Genomic DNA, 17,529 nt, shown 5'->3' with positions numbered 1-17,529 from the left:
CAGTGCTCCTTTTATAAGGGCACTGTTTATCTTTCCATTGTATGAATGAGCTTGTAACGATCTCCTCTATAAACGGAAAGAACATATTCAAACGGAATATCATTCTGAAAATAAGTCGTTCTTGCGATTGAGAGCACGGGATCGCCTGTTGAAATAGACAGCACGTGTGCTTCTTCATTTGAAGCAACATTCGCTTCAAGCTCTTGTTTTGCATGAGCAATTGTAAGGCTTGTTTGAGTCTCTATATATTCATATATAGAGCCAGTTAAATGTTCCCTTGTTAAATCTCCTGCAAATGCTTCAGGGATATAGCTCGTTTCAATCGCCATCGGTTCATCATTTGCGAGGCGTATCCGTTTGAGTTCAAATATAGCATCGCCATTTGACAGTTGTAAGACAGGCAGCAAGTGATCTGGACAGACGGTTTTTTTGAAATCAATCAGCTGGCTTGAAGCTTTAAGACCACGCTGACGCATATCCTCTGTAAAGCTTGTTAAACCTTGAAGCGGCTGTTCAAATTTTTTTCGACTCACAAAGGTGCCTTTTCCTTTTAGTCGATACAAATATCCTTCGTTCACAAGGTTCGATAAGGCTTGTCTGACAGTCATTCGACTTATACCAAAGCGCTCGGCATATTCTCTTTCAGAAGGAATGAGTGTATCAGGTGCTAATGTTCCATCCTCAATCTGTTTTTTCAAGTTCTCCATAATCTGATGGTACATCGGAATAGGTGACTGCTTATCAATAAACATGTGAAAATCCTCTCGTGTTTAGCTTTAGCGTAGTGAACCAGCTTCTCGATCAATCAAAATCGTCACATCTTCATGAAGTTTCAGAGCAGATGCTGGGAAGTCTGGGTGTATCTCAGTCTGTTCTAAATATTGTATCACTTTCGCTTTTGATTTTCCTGATGCAAGAAGGAGAATCTTTTTACTAGAAAGAATGCTTGCAATGCCCATGGTGATGGCATGTGTAGGCACTTCATCAATAGAAGAAAAGTATCTTGCATTGGCCTGCCGTGTGTTTTCATCTAGTTGCACGACATGAGTCTTTGAGTTAAATGGGGTACCGGGCTCGTTAAACCCAATATGTCCATTTTGACCGATTCCAAGAAGCTGAAGGTCGATGCCGCCTATGTCTTGAATGAGCTGATCATATCTTAAGCATTCCTTTTCTAAATCAGGTGTAGCGCCATTTGGAAGGAAATACTGATTCTGTGGAAGATCAATATGATCAAATAAATGACGTTTCATATAGGTCATATAACTATTTTCATGATCTGGATCAAGGCCTGCATATTCATCTAAATTGACTGTTTTTGTTTGTTTGAAAGACAATTGTTGTGATTGATGAAGGTGAATTAACTCTTGATACGTATCAAGAGGTGTACCGCCCGTTGCCAGGCCGAGTACGGCATCTGGTTTAGAAGCGATTGTGCGCGCGATCAGGGCTGCTGCTTCTTTTCCTAATTGTTCTTTATCTTCAAATTCAATGATGTTCATTAGTGGTTGGCCTCCTTTTTCTCAAAGACGATTTGTCCATGGCAGATCGTCATCATTAGTTCACCTGACTCATCCCAGATCACAAGGTCTGCTTGTTTTCCAACTTCAATCGAACCAAGCTGCTGATCAAGTCCTAGCTGAATGGCTGCATTAGTTGAGGTCATCTTTGCGATCTCTGTCCATTCGCAATGTGTGATCTGTTTCATCCGTTTGACGCCATCTTTCATTCGCAGAATCGATCCTGCAAGTGTACCATCTGCCAGTAAAGCTTGTTCGCCGCTCACTGTGACTGTTTGACCCCCAAATTCATACGTGCCATTTCCAAGTCCTTTTGCGCGCATCGAGTCTGTGATCATCATTAAACGATCACTTCCTTTTGCCAAATACGCAAGCTTGATGGAAAGTGGGTGGGAGTGTATCCCATCCGTAATCAGCTCAGTATGGAGATCCTCGTTCGTAAGAGCAGCTCCTACAGCGTTTGGTTCACGATGCTGAAACGAACTCAGTGCATTATAAAGATGCGTGACATGGCGTGCACCATGCTTTGCTGCTAATTCAATCATGTCATGATGGGCATTCGTATGTCCAATAGAAGGAATAATGTTTTTTTCTTGCAACAAGGAAAGAAAAGCAAAATCAGGGTCTTCCTCAGGTGCGAACGTGACAATTCGAATAAGCCGTTCAGAAGCATCCAACCATTTTTCAAAAAGAGGGCGATCGGGCTGCTGTATCCATTGAACAGGCTGTGCCCCTGCTTTATCTTTAGAAATAAAAGGACCTTCAAGATGGATACCTAAACATTGTGCCTGAACGCCTGCTTGTTCTTCATTGTATTGTTTCCACTTGGCGACATTTTTAAGTGCTTGCTCTATCTCATGATGGTTTTGAGTGATGGTTGTGGCTAAAAAACTTGTCGTTCCTTCTGACGGTAAGTTGTCAGCGAGTGTATTCATGGCTTCTGATGTCGCATCCATCATATCTGCTCCATATCCGCCATGGATGTGAATATCAATCATTCCGGGAAGTAGATAAAAGTTTTCCCGGGAAATATATACTTTTTCATAATTTCCTGTCGGTGGTGTTGTTGAAATATAGTCAATCTTGCCGTCGCGTAAACCGACAAAACCGTTTGCAATCATTTCAGTCTTTGTCACAATATGAATATTGGAGAGCAATAAAGAGCTGCTCATGATTGTGCCCCCTTTAGTCATTGTCTTTGACTTAGTTTACCCTTTTTAAGTATAGTTGTCTATACCAGTAAATGAACGGAAACAGGATCAGGATAAAATACTGTTTTGGGATCATCATTGAAAGTGATAAAATAGAGCTGTATTTCTGAATCGCCTGTGATAAAAGGAGGAAGAAGCGTGCCGAAAGTTCGTACGAAGGACATAATGGAACAATTTCATCTTGAACTGGTAAGTGGGGAAGAAGGGATTAATCGTCCCATTACAATCAGTGATCTTTCCAGACCAGGTATTGAAATGGCTGGTTATTTTACATATTACCCAAAAGAAAGAGTTCAACTTTTAGGGAAAACAGAGCTTTCTTTTTTTGAACAGCTCCCAGAACGCGAACGAAAGCAGAGAATGATGTCTCTTTGTACTGATATTACCCCTGCAATTATTTTGTCACGAGATCGTGAAGTGCCGAAGGAATTAATTGAAGCTTCAAATGAAAATGGTGTACCTGTGTTACGTTCAAGCCTAAAAACGACAAGACTTTCGAGTCGTTTGACCAACTTTTTAGAAAGCAAGCTTGCACCTACGACCGCGATTCATGGCGTACTTGTTGATGTATATGGTGTAGGTGTATTGTTAATTGGAAAAAGCGGAGTAGGAAAAAGTGAAACAGCCTTAGAATTAGTGAAGAGAGGACACAGGCTGGTCGCAGATGATTGCGTGGAAATCCGTCAAGAAGATCAGGATACGCTAGTCGGAAGCGCACCAGAGCTGATTGAACATCTTTTAGAAATCCGCGGGTTAGGCATCATTAATGTGATGACCTTATTTGGAGCTGGGGCTGTCAGAAGCTATAAGAGAATTACGATTGTCATGAACCTTGAGCTTTGGGAACAAGGCAAACAGTACGATCGTTTAGGACTTGAAGAAGAGAAGATGCGAATCATCGATACAGATGTACCGAAGCTGACCATTCCTGTCCGCCCTGGTCGAAACTTAGCGGTTATCATTGAGGTGGCTGCGATGAACTTCAGGTTAAAACGCATGGGACATAATGCGGCGGAACAATTTACAAGTAAACTAGCCGATGTCATTGAAGACAATGGCCAAGATGAATAGGAGTTGTCTATATGAACGAAGCGATTCAGCCAATTGATCCGATTGCTTTTCAGCTCGGACCTCTTTCGGTTCATTGGTATGGTGTGATCATTGGGGTCGGAGCCTTACTAGGACTCTGGCTCGCACTGAGAGAATGTGAGAAAAGAGGAATCAATAAAGATACGTTTATTGATTTAATCTTATTTGCCATTCCAATAGCGATTATTTGTGCACGAATTTATTATGTATCCTTCGAATGGGATTACTATCAGCAGCACCCAAATGAAATCATTAAGATTTGGCATGGCGGAATTGCCATTCATGGCGGGCTGATAGGTGCTGTGCTGACAGCGATCGTCTTCACAAAAGTGAAAAAGGTGTCCTTCTGGAAAATAGCCGATGTAGCAGCACCTAGTATTTTACTAGCGCAGGCCATTGGACGCTGGGGGAACTTTATTAATCAGGAAGCGCATGGTGAGGCTGTTTCAAGAGCCTTTTTAGAGAATTTGCATTTGCCTGAGTTTATCATTAATCAAATGTATATTGATGGGACGTATTATCACCCAACGTTCTTATACGAATCATTATGGAATCTTGCCGGTGTTGTGATCTTGATTTTATTACGTAGAACAGCGATGCGCAGAGGCGAAATCTTCTTGTCTTATTTAATTTGGTATTCAATCGGTCGTTTCTTCATAGAAGGTATGAGAACGGACAGTTTGATGCTGACAGAACATCTTCGAATCGCTCAAATGATTTCGATTGCCATTTTTGTAGTGGCTGTTCTGCTGCTGATCTTTAGAAGAATAAAAGGTCACGCATCGATCCCGTATAAAGAGAACAACTCATCGAATTAAAGCAGGGGGGATCAAAAAGATGCAGGAGACATGGAAAAACGGCTTAAAAGCAGGGCTATCGACAACTTGGACACTTGGAAAAGTCATCTTTCCGGTTACCATTCTCGTCAGTATCTTGCAGCATACGCCTGTTATGGATTGGATCATTCAATTCATACGGCCATTTATGGGATTGTTTGGTCTTTCAGGAGAAGCAGCCATTCCGCTTGTGTTAGGAAATGTGCTGAACTTGTATGCGGGCATAGCGGCCATTTTGACTTTAGATCTTCCTGTGAAGGAAGTGTTTATTTTGGCCGTGATGCTGTCCTTTTGTCACAACCTGATCATCGAATCGACTGTGGCAGCAAAGGTTGGACTGAGAGTGTCTGTCATTTTGCTGGTCAGAATCAGTCTTGCTGTTGTTTCGGCTATTGTCATTCATCTCGTTTGGCAGGGAGGCCAGGAGCCGGCACAATATGGACTGCTGACAGCAGCCCAAACGGCTGATGTGCCTTCCAGCTGGTACATGATCGTCCTTGTCGCTTTACAAAAAGCCGTACTCGGTGTGCTCCAGCTCGCCTGTATCGTCATCCCTCTCATGATCATCATTCAATTCATGAGAGATTTAGGATGGCTCCATACGCTGTCTAAGTGGCTGTCTCCATTTACGAGAATGCTTGGAATGAAAGAAAATACGTCGATGACGATGGTCGCTGGGTTAACCATTGGTCTAGCATACGGAGCTGGCGTGATGATGAAGGCAGTGGAAGAGGACGGCGTGAGTAAAAAGGATTTAACCCTTGCTTTCATTTTCCTTGTTGCCTGCCATGCAGTAGTCGAAGACACGCTGATATTTATTCCACTTGGGATTCCTGTGTGGCCGCTTCTTGTCATCCGTCTGATATCTGCTATTTTATTAACAGCTGCCATTAGCTATATTTGGCGAAAGCGCGAGCTCGCAGTTGTTAGAAAGGAAGCCATATGAACGAATCAACTGTTAACACCGTGCTATTTGATTTAGATGGCACATTAATCAATACGAATGAATTAATTATTGCTTCATTTCAACATACGCTTGATCATTATTACCCTGATCAGTACAGCCGTGAAGAGATCCTCCATTTCATTGGTCCGTCATTATTTGATACATTCTCTGCGATGGACCCTAATCTAACGGATGACATGATTCAGATGTACCGTACGTTTAATCATGAACAGCATGATCTGCTCGTGACTGAATATGAGACTGTTATAGATACATTGAAGGTTTTGCAGGATCGAGGATTTAAGCTTGGAATTGTCACAACAAAGATACGTGACACAGTGTTAATGGGATTGAAGCTGACCGGTTTAGAGCCATTCTTTGAGGTGATTGTGACGCTCGATGATGTCCAAAATGAGAAGCCGCATCCGGAGCCAGTCCAGCTGGCATTATCCAAGCTTGGCAGTGATCCACATGAAGCGGTGATGGTCGGCGATAATTATCACGATATTTTGTCTGGTCAAGCGGCAGGGACAAAAACAGCAGGTGTTGCTTGGTCAATTAAGGGAGAAGAGGCCCTTTTAAAGCATCGCCCTGATTTTATGCTAAAGAAAATGAGTGATCTTCTGGCGATTGTTGGAGCTGATTGAGTTGAGAAAAACAGATCGATATCCTGTAAAAGGGGTCAATTCGTTACGACAAGTCTATCGGACGGTCCCCTTTTTCAAAGTGGTGAAAAACTTTATTTTCATTCAAATCGCACGGTACACGCCTTTTATGGGAATGAAAAATTGGATATACCGAACCTTTCTTCGTATGAAGGTTGGCGAAGATACAGCGTTTGCCTTAATGGTCATGGTGGATCTCATGTTTCCTGAGAAAATCACGGTCGGTCGAAATTCGGTGATTGGCTATAACACAACCATTTTGACCCATGAGTATTTGATTAAAGAATACAGACTTGGGGAAGTCTATATTGGGGATGAAGTCTTAATTGGAGCCAATTCCACCATTTTACCTGGTGTGACCATTGGGGATGGGGCGATCGTGTCGGCTGGTACACTTGTTCATAAGGATGTTCCAGCAGGCTCATTTGTTGGAGGAAATCCAATGCGCATGATTTATACGAAAGAAGAAATGAATGCACGTCAATCTACGTCTGCTGAGTAGCTCGGCAGACTTTTTTGTTGACAATATGTTATGGTGTAACTATAATGATTACAACAGAGGTGAGAAAACATGAAAATCAGCAGCAGATTTACTGTCGCTGTCCATATTCTGGCCTTGCTATCACTTGAAAAAGGATCATTACAGACATCGGAGGATATCGCGGGAAGTGTAAATACAAACCCAGTGGTCATCCGCCGTATTATGAGTAAATTAAAAAAAGCAGGCCTAATCTCAACGAGTCTTGGCAAAGGCGGTTCTCAGCTGAACCGCAGTGAAGACGATATCACGCTGCTTGATGTGTATAAAGCGGTTGAGGTGGTGGATGAGGGAGAATTGTTTCAAATCCATGAAAGCCCAAATCCTGACTGTCCGATCGGTGCAAATATCCAGGCTGTGCTTGAGTTAATCTTGTGCCGCGCTCAAAGTGCGATGGAGCAAGTGCTTGCTGAGATCAAATTAAGTGAACTAACGCAGGTGTTAATAAAAAAAATTGGATGATCTATTCAATTTTTTTTACCTCTGTTGTAACTAAAACGGTTACACCTTTGTTTATTAAATAAAATCATTTTACAGGAGGAATTCATATGAAAATCGGCATTATTGGCGCTACAGGTAAAGCAGGACAGGAAATTGTAAAAGAGGCTCAATCAAGAGGACATGAGGTAACAGCCATCGTTCGAGATGCGAAAAAAGTGACAGATTCATCCGTAGCTGTTATTGAGAAGGATGTGTTTCATTTACAAGCAGAAGACATCAAAGGCCTTGATGTCATCGTCAATGCATTTGGCGCACCTGCTGGACAAGAGCACCTTCACGTAGAGGCAGGGAAAAAGCTGATTGATATTTTGAAAGAGGTACCCGGTACCCGTTTAATCGTTGTGGGCGGAGCGGGCAGTCTATTTGTTGATGAAGCCAAAACAACAAGACTTGTTGACACACCGGAATTTCCAAAGGAGTATGTGCCTACTGCTTCACAGCAAGGTGAAAACTTAAAAGACCTTCAACAAACCGAAGGATTAAAATGGACTTTCCTCAGCCCTGCTGCATTCTTTGATCCAGCTGGCAAACGCACAGGTTCTTATGTGAAAGGGAAAGACCAACTGATTGTCAATTCTAAAGGTGACAGCTATGTGAGCTATGCCGACTACGCCATTGCGCTTGTCGATGAAATTGAGCAGGCTGCCCATGTTGGAGAACGTTTTACGGTTGTATCTGAAGCAGAATAAGCGATTCGTTGCCGCTAAAAACGATGAGTGAGGAGTTTAACGATCAAGAATTATCTCTCATTTTTATTAAAAAAGGGTTGAATGCTTCAGTGTAGGCGGAGGAGTAATGACAGCTGAAAAGCTTGAGAACAGTCTGAAGGAAATACTATCATCATGAAAAACCCATCCTCTATTCGGATAGAGGATGGGTTTTCATGTTTTCAAAGAGAAATTGTTCTATGCTTTAATGATAATCGCCTGCCTGCCCATCTGTTCCCAAGAATCTTCAAACTGATCGCGATCGACTTTTTGATTCTTTTCTCCGTATGGGTTATTTAAGTAGACATGCTCCTTGTCATAGCCTGTGATGACCACGCTATGCATATTAAAGCTTACATCTATTTTGCCATTTGGTGTATTCCATGTTTCGATGTTATCTATTTTGTCAAAGGTGGATGTGGTAATCACCCAAACAGGATACCCTTTTTCAAGTGATTGATAGATGGCCTTTTTGACAGGTTTTCCGCTTAAGTCGACGACTTGAGCGCCCGCATATTTTTTCGCAAGCTGATAAATAGGTTCATGGTATACACCAAGACCTGGTCCATTCTCCATATCGCCTACAAACCCGTCATGTGGGTCTCCTTTTAAGCCATTTTCATAATTGAGTGGAACACGTTTAATTTCATTTGCCAATGTGTCTTTCGTCACTTGCTCGTAGCCGCTGTAATGAAGAAGCATCGCTAAGCTTGTGACTTCGCATCCATTATAAAGCTTTGGGGCATCCATTTGATTGTAGAGGATGACATCCATGGCTTTTTTGCTTCCTTTTAAGGAAGAATAGGTGGTGTCTGTTTTTTTCGTTGATCGTGTTTCTTCAGCTGCGAGTGCCGTATCGTTTTCTTTTTCTTTGGCTGCTTCGTGTGGTGAAGCTGTTTTCTTGACTTGGTCGATTTGTGTCACGTATATAAAGCCGAAATAAACAAGGCATGCGCACAACAAAGTTAAGATTAATGTCTGAATGAACTTCATTGTAATCTCCTGTGTTAATCAATATTTTTAAGTATTATAGCACGTTCTTTTATCAAACATGTAGAAAAGAGATAGGTGTCACTTGAATGTAATAATTCCACAAATTTTTCATGAAAATAGAGAGAAAATAAAAATGATTGATTTAATTACTTTATTTTGTTAGCATATTATCATATTAGCGAACTAAAGGATTCGGAATTTTTTGTTTTAATGTGTTGGAGGTGCAGAAGAACATGTTTATGTTTGAGAAACCATATGGTATGCGGGATTCATTACCAGGATTGTATGAGACGAAGAAAAAAGTGAGACATTCCTTAACAGAGGTCATGAACGGTTGGGGTTACCGGTTGATGGAGACACCAACGCTTGAATTTTACGATACAGTCGGTGTTCAATCGGCGATTACAGATACACAGCTCTTTAAGCTTTTAGATCAGAACGGGCAAACCCTTGTACTCAGACCTGATATGACGGGACCTATTGCGAGAGTGGCAGCATCAAAGCTTCATGAACAGGCGTATCCGCTTCGCGTTGGGTATGCGGCCAATGTGTTCCGGGCACAGGAAAGAGAAGGCGGAAGACCATCAGAATTTGAGCAGGTCGGAATTGAGTTAATTGGAGACGATTCGATTAGTGCAGATGCTGAAGTGATCGCGCTTGTCGTATTCGCATTAAAAAATGCTGGGCTCAAATCCTTCAAAATCGCGATTGGGCATGTCGCTTTAGCAGAGACGTTATTTGTAGATGTACTGGGAAATACAGAGCGTGCCAACGTTCTTCGCCGATTCTTATATGAAAAGAATTATGTAGGGTACCGTCAGCATGTGAAGCAATTGCCACTCTCCTCCATCGATAAAACGAGGCTGTTACAGCTTTTAGAATTAAGAGGCGGCCAGGAAGTCACAGAGCGGGCAGAGGAAATCGTCGTTTCACAAGAAGGAAAAGAGGTGCTTACGCAGTTAAAGTCGCTTTGGGAGACACTTGAAGATTACGGCTGTACAGAATATATCCGTCTAGATTTAAGCATGGTGAGTCATATGAGCTACTACACGGGTATTTTGTTTGAAGTATTTGCAGATCATGTTGGGTCAGTCATCGGAAGTGGCGGCAGATATGACCAATTGCTTGCTCATTTTGATGCACCTGCACCAGCTACAGGATTCGGACTTCGATTAGACCGTCTGCTTGAAGCACTTGATGCAAAAGAAATCAATGAGCCGCAGGAGGCAGTGATTTTTAGTAAAGAACAACGGCTGGAGGCTTTTGCTTTTGCAGAAAAGGAGCGGTCAAAAGGGAAAAAGATCGTCTTGCAAGACTTAGCAGGGATTGAAAATATTGACGCGATGACCAAGGCATTTGAGCAGGTGACTTATTTTATCGGCGCTAGAAAGGGAGAACAAAATGGGTAAAGTATTGACGATGGCGATGCCAAAGGGCCGAATATTTGAAGAAGCCGCAGGGCTGTTAAGGCAGGCAGGATATCAACTGCCAGAGGAATTCGAGGATTCAAGAAAGTTAATCATCGATGTACCGGAAGAAAACCTCCGCTTTATTTTAGCGAAGCCAATGGATGTGACGACTTATGTAGAGCACGGTGTAGCAGATGTTGGCATTGCAGGAAAGGATGTCATGCTCGAAGAAGCTCGTGATGTGTACGAGGTGCTTGATTTAAACATCAGTAAATGCCATTTAGCGGTTGCCGGATTGCCGGGAGCTAGCTGGGGCGGTGTCGCACCGCGTGTGGCAACAAAGTACCCAAATGTTGCATCTTCCTATTTTAGAGAGCAAGGGGAGCAGGTGGAGATCATTAAGCTGAATGGTTCCATTGAATTAGCACCGCTCATCGGGCTCGCCGATCGTATTGTAGACATTGTCTCTACAGGTCAAACACTCAAGGAAAACGGACTTGTTGAAACGGAGCATATTTGTGATATTACGTCACGGTTTATTGTCAATCCTGTGAGCTATCGGATGAAGGATGCGGTGATCGATGAAATGGCGCAGCGCCTTGCAAGAATCATTGAAGGGGAGGAAACATCATGAACATCACCTATATACAAGAAGGTGAGACAGAGACACTCTCGCTCAAACGGACTTTAGATACAGGCACGGAAGAACAGCGCCTGGCTGTTCAGCGGATTATACAAGAAGTGAGGCTAAATGGTGATCAAGCGGTACAGTCTTTTACAAAGCAATTTGATGGGGTGCTGCTTGAAGATCCGCTTGTCACAGATGAGGAAATGACAAAAGCCTCCGAACGTTTGGACCCAGCCATGATTCAGGTGATCCAAACGGCTATCCGTCATATTCGCACATACCATGAGCGTCAGCTGACATCCTCTTGGTTTTATCACCAGCAGGATGGCTCGATGCTCGGACAAAAGGTGACACCACTTGAGGCAGTTGGTGTGTATGTCCCCGGCGGAACAGCTGCTTATCCATCATCTGTTTTAATGAATGTGATTCCCGCGCTTGTCGCTGGTGTTCAGCGAATTGTCCTTGTGACACCCCCAGGGAAAGACGGCTACCTCTCTGACGCTGTACTCGTTGCTGCGAAGGAGCTCGGCATTACAGAGATGTATAAAATGGGCGGTGCACAGGCGATTGCGGCACTTGCCTATGGAACAGAAAGCATCCAGCCTGTTGATAAAATCACAGGTCCAGGCAACATCTATGTCGCACTGGCAAAGCGGGAAGTATTTGGTCAGGTAGACATTGATATGATTGCCGGTCCTAGTGAAATTGCGGTTCTAGCAGATGACACGGCCATAGCATATGAGGTGGCGGCCGATCTACTTTCTCAGGCAGAGCATGATGCGCTAGCATCTAGTATTTTGGTGACCCCGTCTAAGACACTTGCTGAAAATGTGCGAGCTGAGGTGCAAGCGCAGCTGGACACCTTGCCAAGAAAATCAATCGCTGCACAATCCATACAACATCATGGCCGTATATACGTGACAGATTCCATGGATCGTGCAGTAGACATCGTCAATCAGTTAGCGCCAGAGCATTTAGAGGTGCTGACAGCATATCCAGAATCATTTCTTGGTCAAATCAAGCATGCAGGGGCGATTTTTTTAGGGCGTTATAGCCCTGAGCCGGTGGGAGATTATTTTGCAGGACCGAATCACGTGCTGCCAACCAACGGAACAGCTAGATTTTCTAGCCCGCTTGGTGTGACCGATTTTCAAAAGAAAACAAGCATTATTTCATATAGTCAAGAAGCCTTTGAGACACACAGGGATAGCATTGCGGCTTTTGCCAGGTTAGAGGGGCTCGAAGCACATGCAAGGTCGATTGAATCGAGAAAGCGGGGGAAATCGTCATGAGACAGGCGGAAACAGCGAGACAAACAAATGAAACGAATATTTCGTTATCGTTAGAGATTGATGGGGAAGGAAAAGCGGATATTCAAACAGATGTCCCTTTTATGACACACATGCTCGATCTATTTACGAAGCATGGACACTTTAATTTGACCGTCGATGCGAAAGGAGATACAGATGTTGATGATCACCACACAACAGAAGATATCGGCATCGTGCTTGGGCAAATGTTTAAGGAAGCGTTAGGTGATAAAAAGGGAATCAAGCGATATGGCTCCAGTTTTGTTCCAATGGATGAAACGCTTGCCCAGGTCGTGGTCGATTTAAGCAATCGTCCTCATTTAGAAATGAGAGCGGCCTTTCCAAGTCAAAAGGTCGGTACCTTTGATACAGAGCTCGTACATGAGTTTCTTTGGAAGTTTGCGTTAGAAGCTCGTATAAATCTTCATGTAATTGTTCACTATGGAACCAATACACACCATATAATTGAAGCTATTTTTAAAGCGATGGCACGTGCTTTAGATGAAGCAACAACCATTGATCCACGTGTGAAAGGGATTCCTTCGACAAAGGGGATGCTCTAATGATCGGAGTCATTGATTACGGAATGGGAAATTTGTTCAGCGTATCAAAAGCACTGGAACGAGCAGGTGCCCGTTATATCGTCTCCTCTGATGTGGAGGAGCTCAAAAAGGCAGATGCTTATATTTTGCCTGGGGTCGGTTCGTTTCGTGATGCGATGCAGCTGTTAAAACAGACAGGGCTTGAGGCGTTTATCCACCAAGTAGTGCAGGAAGGAAAGCTGCTATTTGGCATTTGTCTTGGGATGCAGCTGTTATTTAAAGAAAGTGAAGAGGCAGGGCGTACGAAAGGTTTGGGGCTGCTAAAAGGGCGTGTCGTTCTTCTAAAGGATCGTGACCAGAATGGGCAAAGGCTTAAGGTGCCTCATATGGGGTGGAATGAGCTCACATTTCATCAGCCCTCCCCATTGTTTGACGGGGTACCGGAAGGATTTGCGTACTTTGTTCACTCTTACTATGTGAGGGATATGAATCCAGAAGAACAATTAGCAAGCGCAGACTATGGCGTTCAAGTACCAGCAGTTGTTGGCAAGGGAAATGTGCTAGGCGCACAGTTTCACCCTGAAAAAAGCAGTACAACGGGCATGGCGCTGCTCAAACAATTTATTCAATTAGCAAACGAACAGAGGGTGAACAAATGAGTGAATTTACATTGTATCCAGCGATTGATATGAGAAATGGCAAATGTGTACGGCTCGTGCAAGGAGATTATGATCAAGAAACCATTTATGGAGATTCGCCGCTCGATATGGCGACGCGATTTGCAAATGAAGGAGCAAAGTGGATTCATCTCGTTGACCTAGATGGTGCGAAAGCGGGGAATCGCGTCAATCATGAGCATGTGCTGGCGATTGCTTCATCCTTAGATGTAAATGTACAAATTGGTGGCGGCATTCGGACAGAAGAAGACGTTGCCTTTTATATAAACAATGGTGTAGCTAGAGTCATCCTTGGCAGCTCGGCTGTTTCTAACCCTGCCTTTGTGAAAAAAATGCTTGCGCAATATGGGGAGAAAATAGCGATTGGCATCGATGCGCGAAATGGCTTTGTATCGACTGAGGGGTGGCTTGAAACGTCGAAAGTGAAGGCAGAGGATCTCGGCAAAGAATTGGCAAAGGAAGGCGCGGAGGTCTTTATTTTCACAGATATTCAAATGGATGGCATGCTGGCTGGGCCCAATGTGGAAAGTACAGTTCGCTTAGCAGAAGCTACTGGCAAACAAGTTATTGCCTCAGGCGGTATCAGTTCGGTAGCCGATCTCCAAAAGCTGTCATCACAAAAACAGTCAGGCGTTTCTGGTGCAATCATTGGAAAGGCACTTTATACGGAGCGGTTTACTTTAGCTGAAGCAATTGAAGGGCTTGACCGCGTATGATGACAAAACGAATCATCCCATGTCTCGATGTGAAGGAAGGTCGTGTGGTCAAAGGGGTGCAATTCCTCGGCTTAAAGGATGCTGGTGATCCAGTAGAATTAGCGCAGATATATGATGAGGAAGGGGCGGATGAACTCGTCTTTCTTGATATTTCTGCCTCTCATGAAGGCCGGAAAACGATGGTGGATGTGGTCAAGCAAGTGGCGTCCACTCTTGCCATTCCTTTTACGGTAGGCGGCGGAATTAACCACCTTGATGACATGAAGCGCATATTAAGAGCGGGTGCAGACAAAGTATCTGTGAATACAGCGGCAGTTTTAAGACCAGAACTCATTTCAGAAGGTGCCGATTTTTTTGGTTCCCAGTGCATCGTCGTCGCAATAGATGCAAAGTACGATGAAGAGAAAAAAGCGTACATGGTTTATACACACGGAGGGCGTCGTCAAACGGATATAGAGGTTAGCGATTGGGCAAAAGAAGCCGTGCTGAGGGGGGCAGGAGAGATCTTGCTGACAAGTATGGATGCCGACGGTGAGAAAAAGGGCTTTGATCATCAATTAACAAAGCTTGTGTCAGAAGCTGTCACCGTACCTGTCATTGCTTCAGGAGGCGCTGGCAATGCTCAGCATATGCTGGAGGCATTTACAAAAGGAGAAGCAGATGCAGCTTTAGCAGCTTCCATTTTTCATTATAAAGAGACTTCAATTCAAGAGGTAAAGACATACTTGAGAGAACATGGGGTGAAGGTCAGATGAAACAGGGAAACGAATTATCCTTTAATGAGGCAGGCCTGATACCTGCGATTGTACAGGATGCTCAAAGTAAGGAAGTATTGACATTGGCGTATATGAATCAAGAATCCTATGAAAAAACACTAGAAACAGGAGAAACATGGTTTTACAGCCGGTCAAGAAACGAGCTTTGGCACAAAGGCGCCACATCTGGACATACTCAGCGAGTCGCATCCATTCGATATGACTGTGACAAGGATGCTCTGCTTGTTCTTGTCACACCAAGTGGACCAGCGTGCCACACTGGCAGCTATAGCTGCTTTTCGGAAGAAGGCGTGAAGCGTCAAACGGAAGAGCAGGATCGTTTTGCTATTTTAAATGAACTTGAACAGGTGATTGCGAAACGTCAGGCAGAAATGCCAGAAGGCGCTTATACAACCTATCTATTTGAAAAAGGGGTCGATAAAATCCTGAAAAAGGTAGGGGAAGAAGCGTCAGAGGTCATCATTGCGGCAAAAAACCGGGATCAAGAAGAATTGAAATGGGAAACAGCTGATCTTCTGTATCACCTGCTTGTGTTATTACGTGAACAGCAATTGCCGCTTGATGATGTATTAAAAGTATTAAAAAAACGTCATCAAAGTGAGTGAAAAGCCGGGGGCACCTCCGGCTTTTTATTTCCCAAGTGAAAAACAAATCCTTCCTTTTCTTTTGTTCTATGTGACGACTCTTGAAGTATGTTATACTACACACGGTACACTGTTCGAAATGGAGGGTATCAGTGAGTAAATACACTTCTCAAAATAATCACACACAAGTCGTCCAGCTATTCCAAGATGGGCATTACTTTTTTCATAAAGGTCTAAAAGCTTATAGAGAAAGAAATCTATCTAAAGCGAGTAAGCTCATACAGCGGGCTATCGTACTTGAGCCTGAAAATGTAGAAATGCTGTCACAGCTTGCTATTATTTATACTGAAATGGGTCATTTCCAACAATCAAATGAACTGCTTGATTTCATCCTTGAACATATTGATGAAAATATGTCTGAGTGTCACTATTTTAAAGCCAATAATTATGCGAATCTAGGACTCTTTCAAGAGGCATATAAGTCAGCGACTGCCTATGCTTCATTAGAAGAGAACGGGGAATTTGCAGATGAAAATGATGACCTTCTCGACCTGCTCGATATGAGTGACGAAGAGGACGAAGATTTTCCTTACGATCAGGATGACCTGATTGTGAAGCAGGATCAAGCAAATCACTTACTGGAAAGCGGCAGGCTTGATGAAGCCATTGAGATGCTGGAACAGATGATTGTTGAGTATCCAGAATTTTGGTCAGCGTATAATAATCTCGCATTGGCCTATTTTTATTCTGGTCAAATCCATCAGGCAAAAGAGATGCTGAACCGGGTTCTACATGAAAATCCGGGTAATCTGCATGCCCTTTGCAACCAGCTAGTCTTCTATCATTATGAAAAAGAAGAAGAGAAGGTCAATACGTTAGCAAAGCAATTAACGCACGTGTATCCAATATTAAGTGAACAGCGTTATAAGCTTGGCGCAACATTTGCCCTAGTTGGAGAATTTGAATGGGCCTTTAAATGGCTTTATTCTTTGTACAAAACAGGCTTTCAAGGAGATAGTACATTTTTATACTGGCTCGCAAGCGCAGCTTATTATACAGGTCACAAAACGCTTGCACAGACGGTTTGGGATAAGATGGTCGAAGAAGATATCGATGCAGATGAAATCAAGCCGTGGCAGGATAAACCTGAGGAGACTGAGCCAATGGTCTCCATTGAGGAGCGGCTGACGGCGTACTATGTAAGCAAACAAAAAGGGGAACGTGACGTTCTTCAATCTGTCCTTGATGCACGCGCAGCGAAAACAGCTTTTGAACAGCAATTCATTGAACTGCTCTTATACGAAGATGAAATGGAAGAACGGTCTTTTTCAGAAGATGCGGTTTTCGCAAAACAGGCGGCATCCAGCTTGGAAGAAGCTGTTCAGCCTGACAGCCATATGCCTTATTTTTGGTTATTCCATATTATTCAGCAGGCACGTGCTTCTGGCGTAGATAAGAAAAATGCGCCTGCATGGGCAGCAGCATCCTATTATTTATGGATGCAGGAGCAAGAAGAATCTATGAGCAAAAAAGAGATTGCAGCCTCTTTTCAAATCAGTGTTCAAACACTGTCTAAATATGAACAAGTCATTTGTACATTAATTGATTAAATAGGTAAATAGATTTAGAAGATTGCAGCATGGCCGAAAAGGTCATGCTTTTTTCTTGGATAAAAAGGTGGGATTTGCAAGGATTTGGCGAAGTATGACAATCACGACATGTTTTTGAAACATAAATGTAATAAAAATATTAGCTCATTTTGTCGATGTCTCATGTATAATGAAAATCGTGGATTAAAACAAAGACATATATTTAGATATTTTACTATACATAATGAAACACCTAGTGATAGAAACAATCTGGTCAACATCTGACTGATCA

The 17,529-nt window shown here is 43.1% G+C and carries 20 protein-coding genes; 16 read left to right on the top strand and 4 right to left on the bottom strand.

Going from position 1 to position 17,529, the window contains the following annotated elements:
- Positions 1–26 precede the first annotated feature (26 nt).
- Genes MHH41_RS15890 through nagA form a run of 3 tightly spaced genes read right to left on the bottom strand, consistent with a single transcriptional unit; the run spans position 27 to position 2,692 of the window.
- On the bottom strand, positions 27–752 hold the full coding sequence (locus MHH41_RS15890; protein WP_340866544.1) for a GntR family transcriptional regulator: 726 nt from the start codon (positions 750–752) through the stop codon (positions 27–29).
- Positions 753–776: 24 nt separating this feature from the next.
- Complete coding sequence (nagB, locus tag MHH41_RS15885; protein ID WP_340866543.1) at positions 777–1,502, bottom strand: glucosamine-6-phosphate deaminase; 726 nt, start codon at positions 1,500–1,502, stop codon at positions 777–779.
- Complete coding sequence (nagA, locus tag MHH41_RS15880) at positions 1,502–2,692, bottom strand: N-acetylglucosamine-6-phosphate deacetylase (protein WP_310425607.1); 1,191 nt, start codon at positions 2,690–2,692, stop codon at positions 1,502–1,504. The genes nagB and nagA overlap by 1 nt, the downstream gene beginning before the upstream one ends.
- Before the next feature lie 177 nt (positions 2,693–2,869).
- Here nagA and hprK point away from each other — a divergent pair, with 177 nt between their 5' ends.
- The 7 genes from hprK to MHH41_RS15845 all read left to right on the top strand — a co-directional run bounded on the left by hprK (position 2,870) and on the right by MHH41_RS15845 (position 7,995).
- Positions 2,870–3,802: an HPr(Ser) kinase/phosphatase gene (gene hprK / locus MHH41_RS15875; RefSeq protein ID WP_003212943.1), complete on the top strand. Its 933-nt coding sequence runs from the start codon at positions 2,870–2,872 to the stop codon at positions 3,800–3,802.
- A gap of 11 nt (positions 3,803–3,813) precedes the next feature.
- Positions 3,814–4,638 (top strand): prolipoprotein diacylglyceryl transferase, encoded by an 825-nt coding sequence (gene lgt, locus MHH41_RS15870; RefSeq protein ID WP_050944287.1) that lies wholly within the window; start codon positions 3,814–3,816, stop codon positions 4,636–4,638.
- Positions 4,639–4,657: 19 nt separating this feature from the next.
- Positions 4,658–5,602, top strand: a complete 945-nt coding sequence (locus tag MHH41_RS15865; RefSeq protein ID WP_003213258.1) for a nucleoside recognition domain-containing protein — start codon at positions 4,658–4,660, stop codon at positions 5,600–5,602.
- Positions 5,599–6,249 carry a pyrophosphatase PpaX gene (gene ppaX, locus MHH41_RS15860; RefSeq protein WP_212045572.1) on the top strand — a complete coding sequence of 217 codons (651 nt, stop codon included), beginning with the start codon at positions 5,599–5,601 and terminating at the stop codon, positions 6,247–6,249. The genes MHH41_RS15865 and ppaX overlap by 4 nt, the downstream gene beginning before the upstream one ends.
- Before the next feature lies 1 nt (position 6,250).
- The gene (locus tag MHH41_RS15855) at positions 6,251–6,769 is read left to right on the top strand and encodes an acyltransferase (RefSeq protein ID WP_003213425.1); all 519 of its coding nucleotides are present in this window, start codon (positions 6,251–6,253) and stop codon (positions 6,767–6,769) included.
- Between the two features lie 69 nt (positions 6,770–6,838).
- Positions 6,839–7,267, top strand: a complete 429-nt coding sequence (locus MHH41_RS15850; protein WP_003213266.1) for an Rrf2 family transcriptional regulator — start codon at positions 6,839–6,841, stop codon at positions 7,265–7,267.
- An 86-nt stretch (positions 7,268–7,353) separates the two neighbouring features.
- Positions 7,354–7,995, top strand: a complete 642-nt coding sequence (locus tag MHH41_RS15845; RefSeq protein WP_212045570.1) for an NAD(P)-dependent oxidoreductase — start codon at positions 7,354–7,356, stop codon at positions 7,993–7,995.
- 216 nt (positions 7,996–8,211) lie between these two features.
- On the opposite strand, the gene MHH41_RS15840 is transcribed toward MHH41_RS15845, so the two are convergent.
- Positions 8,212–9,006: a C39 family peptidase gene (locus MHH41_RS15840; protein ID WP_137054360.1), complete on the bottom strand. Its 795-nt coding sequence runs from the start codon at positions 9,004–9,006 to the stop codon at positions 8,212–8,214.
- Between the two features lie 233 nt (positions 9,007–9,239).
- Here MHH41_RS15840 and MHH41_RS15835 point away from each other — a divergent pair, with 233 nt between their 5' ends.
- From MHH41_RS15835 to MHH41_RS15795, 9 genes are all read left to right on the top strand, one after another.
- Positions 9,240–10,415 carry an ATP phosphoribosyltransferase regulatory subunit gene (locus MHH41_RS15835; protein WP_340866542.1) on the top strand — a complete coding sequence of 392 codons (1,176 nt, stop codon included), beginning with the start codon at positions 9,240–9,242 and terminating at the stop codon, positions 10,413–10,415.
- Positions 10,408–11,049: an ATP phosphoribosyltransferase gene (hisG, locus tag MHH41_RS15830; protein WP_003213329.1), complete on the top strand. Its 642-nt coding sequence runs from the start codon at positions 10,408–10,410 to the stop codon at positions 11,047–11,049. Before MHH41_RS15835 ends, hisG begins: the two co-directional genes overlap by 8 nt.
- Positions 11,046–12,335 (top strand): histidinol dehydrogenase, encoded by a 1,290-nt coding sequence (hisD, locus tag MHH41_RS15825; RefSeq protein ID WP_340866541.1) that lies wholly within the window; start codon positions 11,046–11,048, stop codon positions 12,333–12,335. The genes hisG and hisD overlap by 4 nt, the downstream gene beginning before the upstream one ends.
- Positions 12,332–12,916 (top strand): imidazoleglycerol-phosphate dehydratase HisB, encoded by a 585-nt coding sequence (gene hisB / locus MHH41_RS15820; RefSeq protein WP_113387401.1) that lies wholly within the window; start codon positions 12,332–12,334, stop codon positions 12,914–12,916. The genes hisD and hisB overlap by 4 nt, the downstream gene beginning before the upstream one ends.
- Complete coding sequence (gene hisH / locus MHH41_RS15815) at positions 12,916–13,554, top strand: imidazole glycerol phosphate synthase subunit HisH (protein ID WP_050944272.1); 639 nt, start codon at positions 12,916–12,918, stop codon at positions 13,552–13,554. The genes hisB and hisH overlap by 1 nt, the downstream gene beginning before the upstream one ends.
- Positions 13,551–14,288 (top strand): 1-(5-phosphoribosyl)-5-[(5-phosphoribosylamino)methylideneamino]imidazole-4-carboxamide isomerase, encoded by a 738-nt coding sequence (gene hisA, locus MHH41_RS15810; protein ID WP_050944269.1) that lies wholly within the window; start codon positions 13,551–13,553, stop codon positions 14,286–14,288. The genes hisH and hisA overlap by 4 nt, the downstream gene beginning before the upstream one ends.
- Positions 14,285–15,043, top strand: a complete 759-nt coding sequence (gene hisF / locus MHH41_RS15805; RefSeq protein WP_050944267.1) for an imidazole glycerol phosphate synthase subunit HisF — start codon at positions 14,285–14,287, stop codon at positions 15,041–15,043. The genes hisA and hisF overlap by 4 nt, the downstream gene beginning before the upstream one ends.
- Entirely contained in the window at positions 15,040–15,669 is a 630-nt protein-coding gene (gene hisIE, locus MHH41_RS15800; RefSeq protein ID WP_137054364.1) for a bifunctional phosphoribosyl-AMP cyclohydrolase/phosphoribosyl-ATP diphosphatase HisIE, read from the top strand. Before hisF ends, hisIE begins: the two co-directional genes overlap by 4 nt.
- Positions 15,670–15,800: 131 nt before the next feature.
- On the top strand, positions 15,801–17,258 hold the full coding sequence (locus tag MHH41_RS15795; RefSeq protein ID WP_050944263.1) for a tetratricopeptide repeat protein: 1,458 nt from the start codon (positions 15,801–15,803) through the stop codon (positions 17,256–17,258).
- The last annotated feature ends 271 nt before the right edge of the window (positions 17,259–17,529 follow it).

The organism is Bacillus sp. FSL K6-1145 (assembly GCF_038003425.1).
In the GTDB taxonomy this organism is placed as follows: Bacteria; Bacillota; Bacilli; order Bacillales; family Bacillaceae; genus Bacillus; species Bacillus pumilus.
This window is presented reverse-complemented; position numbering and strand designations above follow the sequence as displayed.

Coding starts and splice junctions, on each gene's coding strand:
- MHH41_RS15890 (WP_340866544.1), bottom strand. CDS start 752: ATGTTTATTGATAAGCAGTCACCTATTCCGATGTACCATCAGATTATG.
- nagB (WP_340866543.1), bottom strand. CDS start 1,502: ATGAACATCATTGAATTTGAAGATAAAGAACAATTAGGAAAAGAAGCA.
- nagA (WP_310425607.1), bottom strand. CDS start 2,692: ATGAGCAGCTCTTTATTGCTCTCCAATATTCATATTGTGACAAAGACT.
- lgt (WP_050944287.1), top strand. CDS start 3,814: ATGAACGAAGCGATTCAGCCAATTGATCCGATTGCTTTTCAGCTCGGA.
- MHH41_RS15865 (WP_003213258.1), top strand. CDS start 4,658: ATGCAGGAGACATGGAAAAACGGCTTAAAAGCAGGGCTATCGACAACT.
- ppaX (WP_212045572.1), top strand. CDS start 5,599: ATGAACGAATCAACTGTTAACACCGTGCTATTTGATTTAGATGGCACA.
- MHH41_RS15850 (WP_003213266.1), top strand. CDS start 6,839: ATGAAAATCAGCAGCAGATTTACTGTCGCTGTCCATATTCTGGCCTTG.
- MHH41_RS15845 (WP_212045570.1), top strand. CDS start 7,354: ATGAAAATCGGCATTATTGGCGCTACAGGTAAAGCAGGACAGGAAATT.
- MHH41_RS15840 (WP_137054360.1), bottom strand. CDS start 9,006: ATGAAGTTCATTCAGACATTAATCTTAACTTTGTTGTGCGCATGCCTT.
- MHH41_RS15835 (WP_340866542.1), top strand. CDS start 9,240: ATGTTTATGTTTGAGAAACCATATGGTATGCGGGATTCATTACCAGGA.
- hisG (WP_003213329.1), top strand. CDS start 10,408: ATGGGTAAAGTATTGACGATGGCGATGCCAAAGGGCCGAATATTTGAA.
- hisD (WP_340866541.1), top strand. CDS start 11,046: ATGAACATCACCTATATACAAGAAGGTGAGACAGAGACACTCTCGCTC.
- hisB (WP_113387401.1), top strand. CDS start 12,332: ATGAGACAGGCGGAAACAGCGAGACAAACAAATGAAACGAATATTTCG.
- hisH (WP_050944272.1), top strand. CDS start 12,916: ATGATCGGAGTCATTGATTACGGAATGGGAAATTTGTTCAGCGTATCA.
- hisA (WP_050944269.1), top strand. CDS start 13,551: ATGAGTGAATTTACATTGTATCCAGCGATTGATATGAGAAATGGCAAA.
- hisF (WP_050944267.1), top strand. CDS start 14,285: ATGATGACAAAACGAATCATCCCATGTCTCGATGTGAAGGAAGGTCGT.
- hisIE (WP_137054364.1), top strand. CDS start 15,040: ATGAAACAGGGAAACGAATTATCCTTTAATGAGGCAGGCCTGATACCT.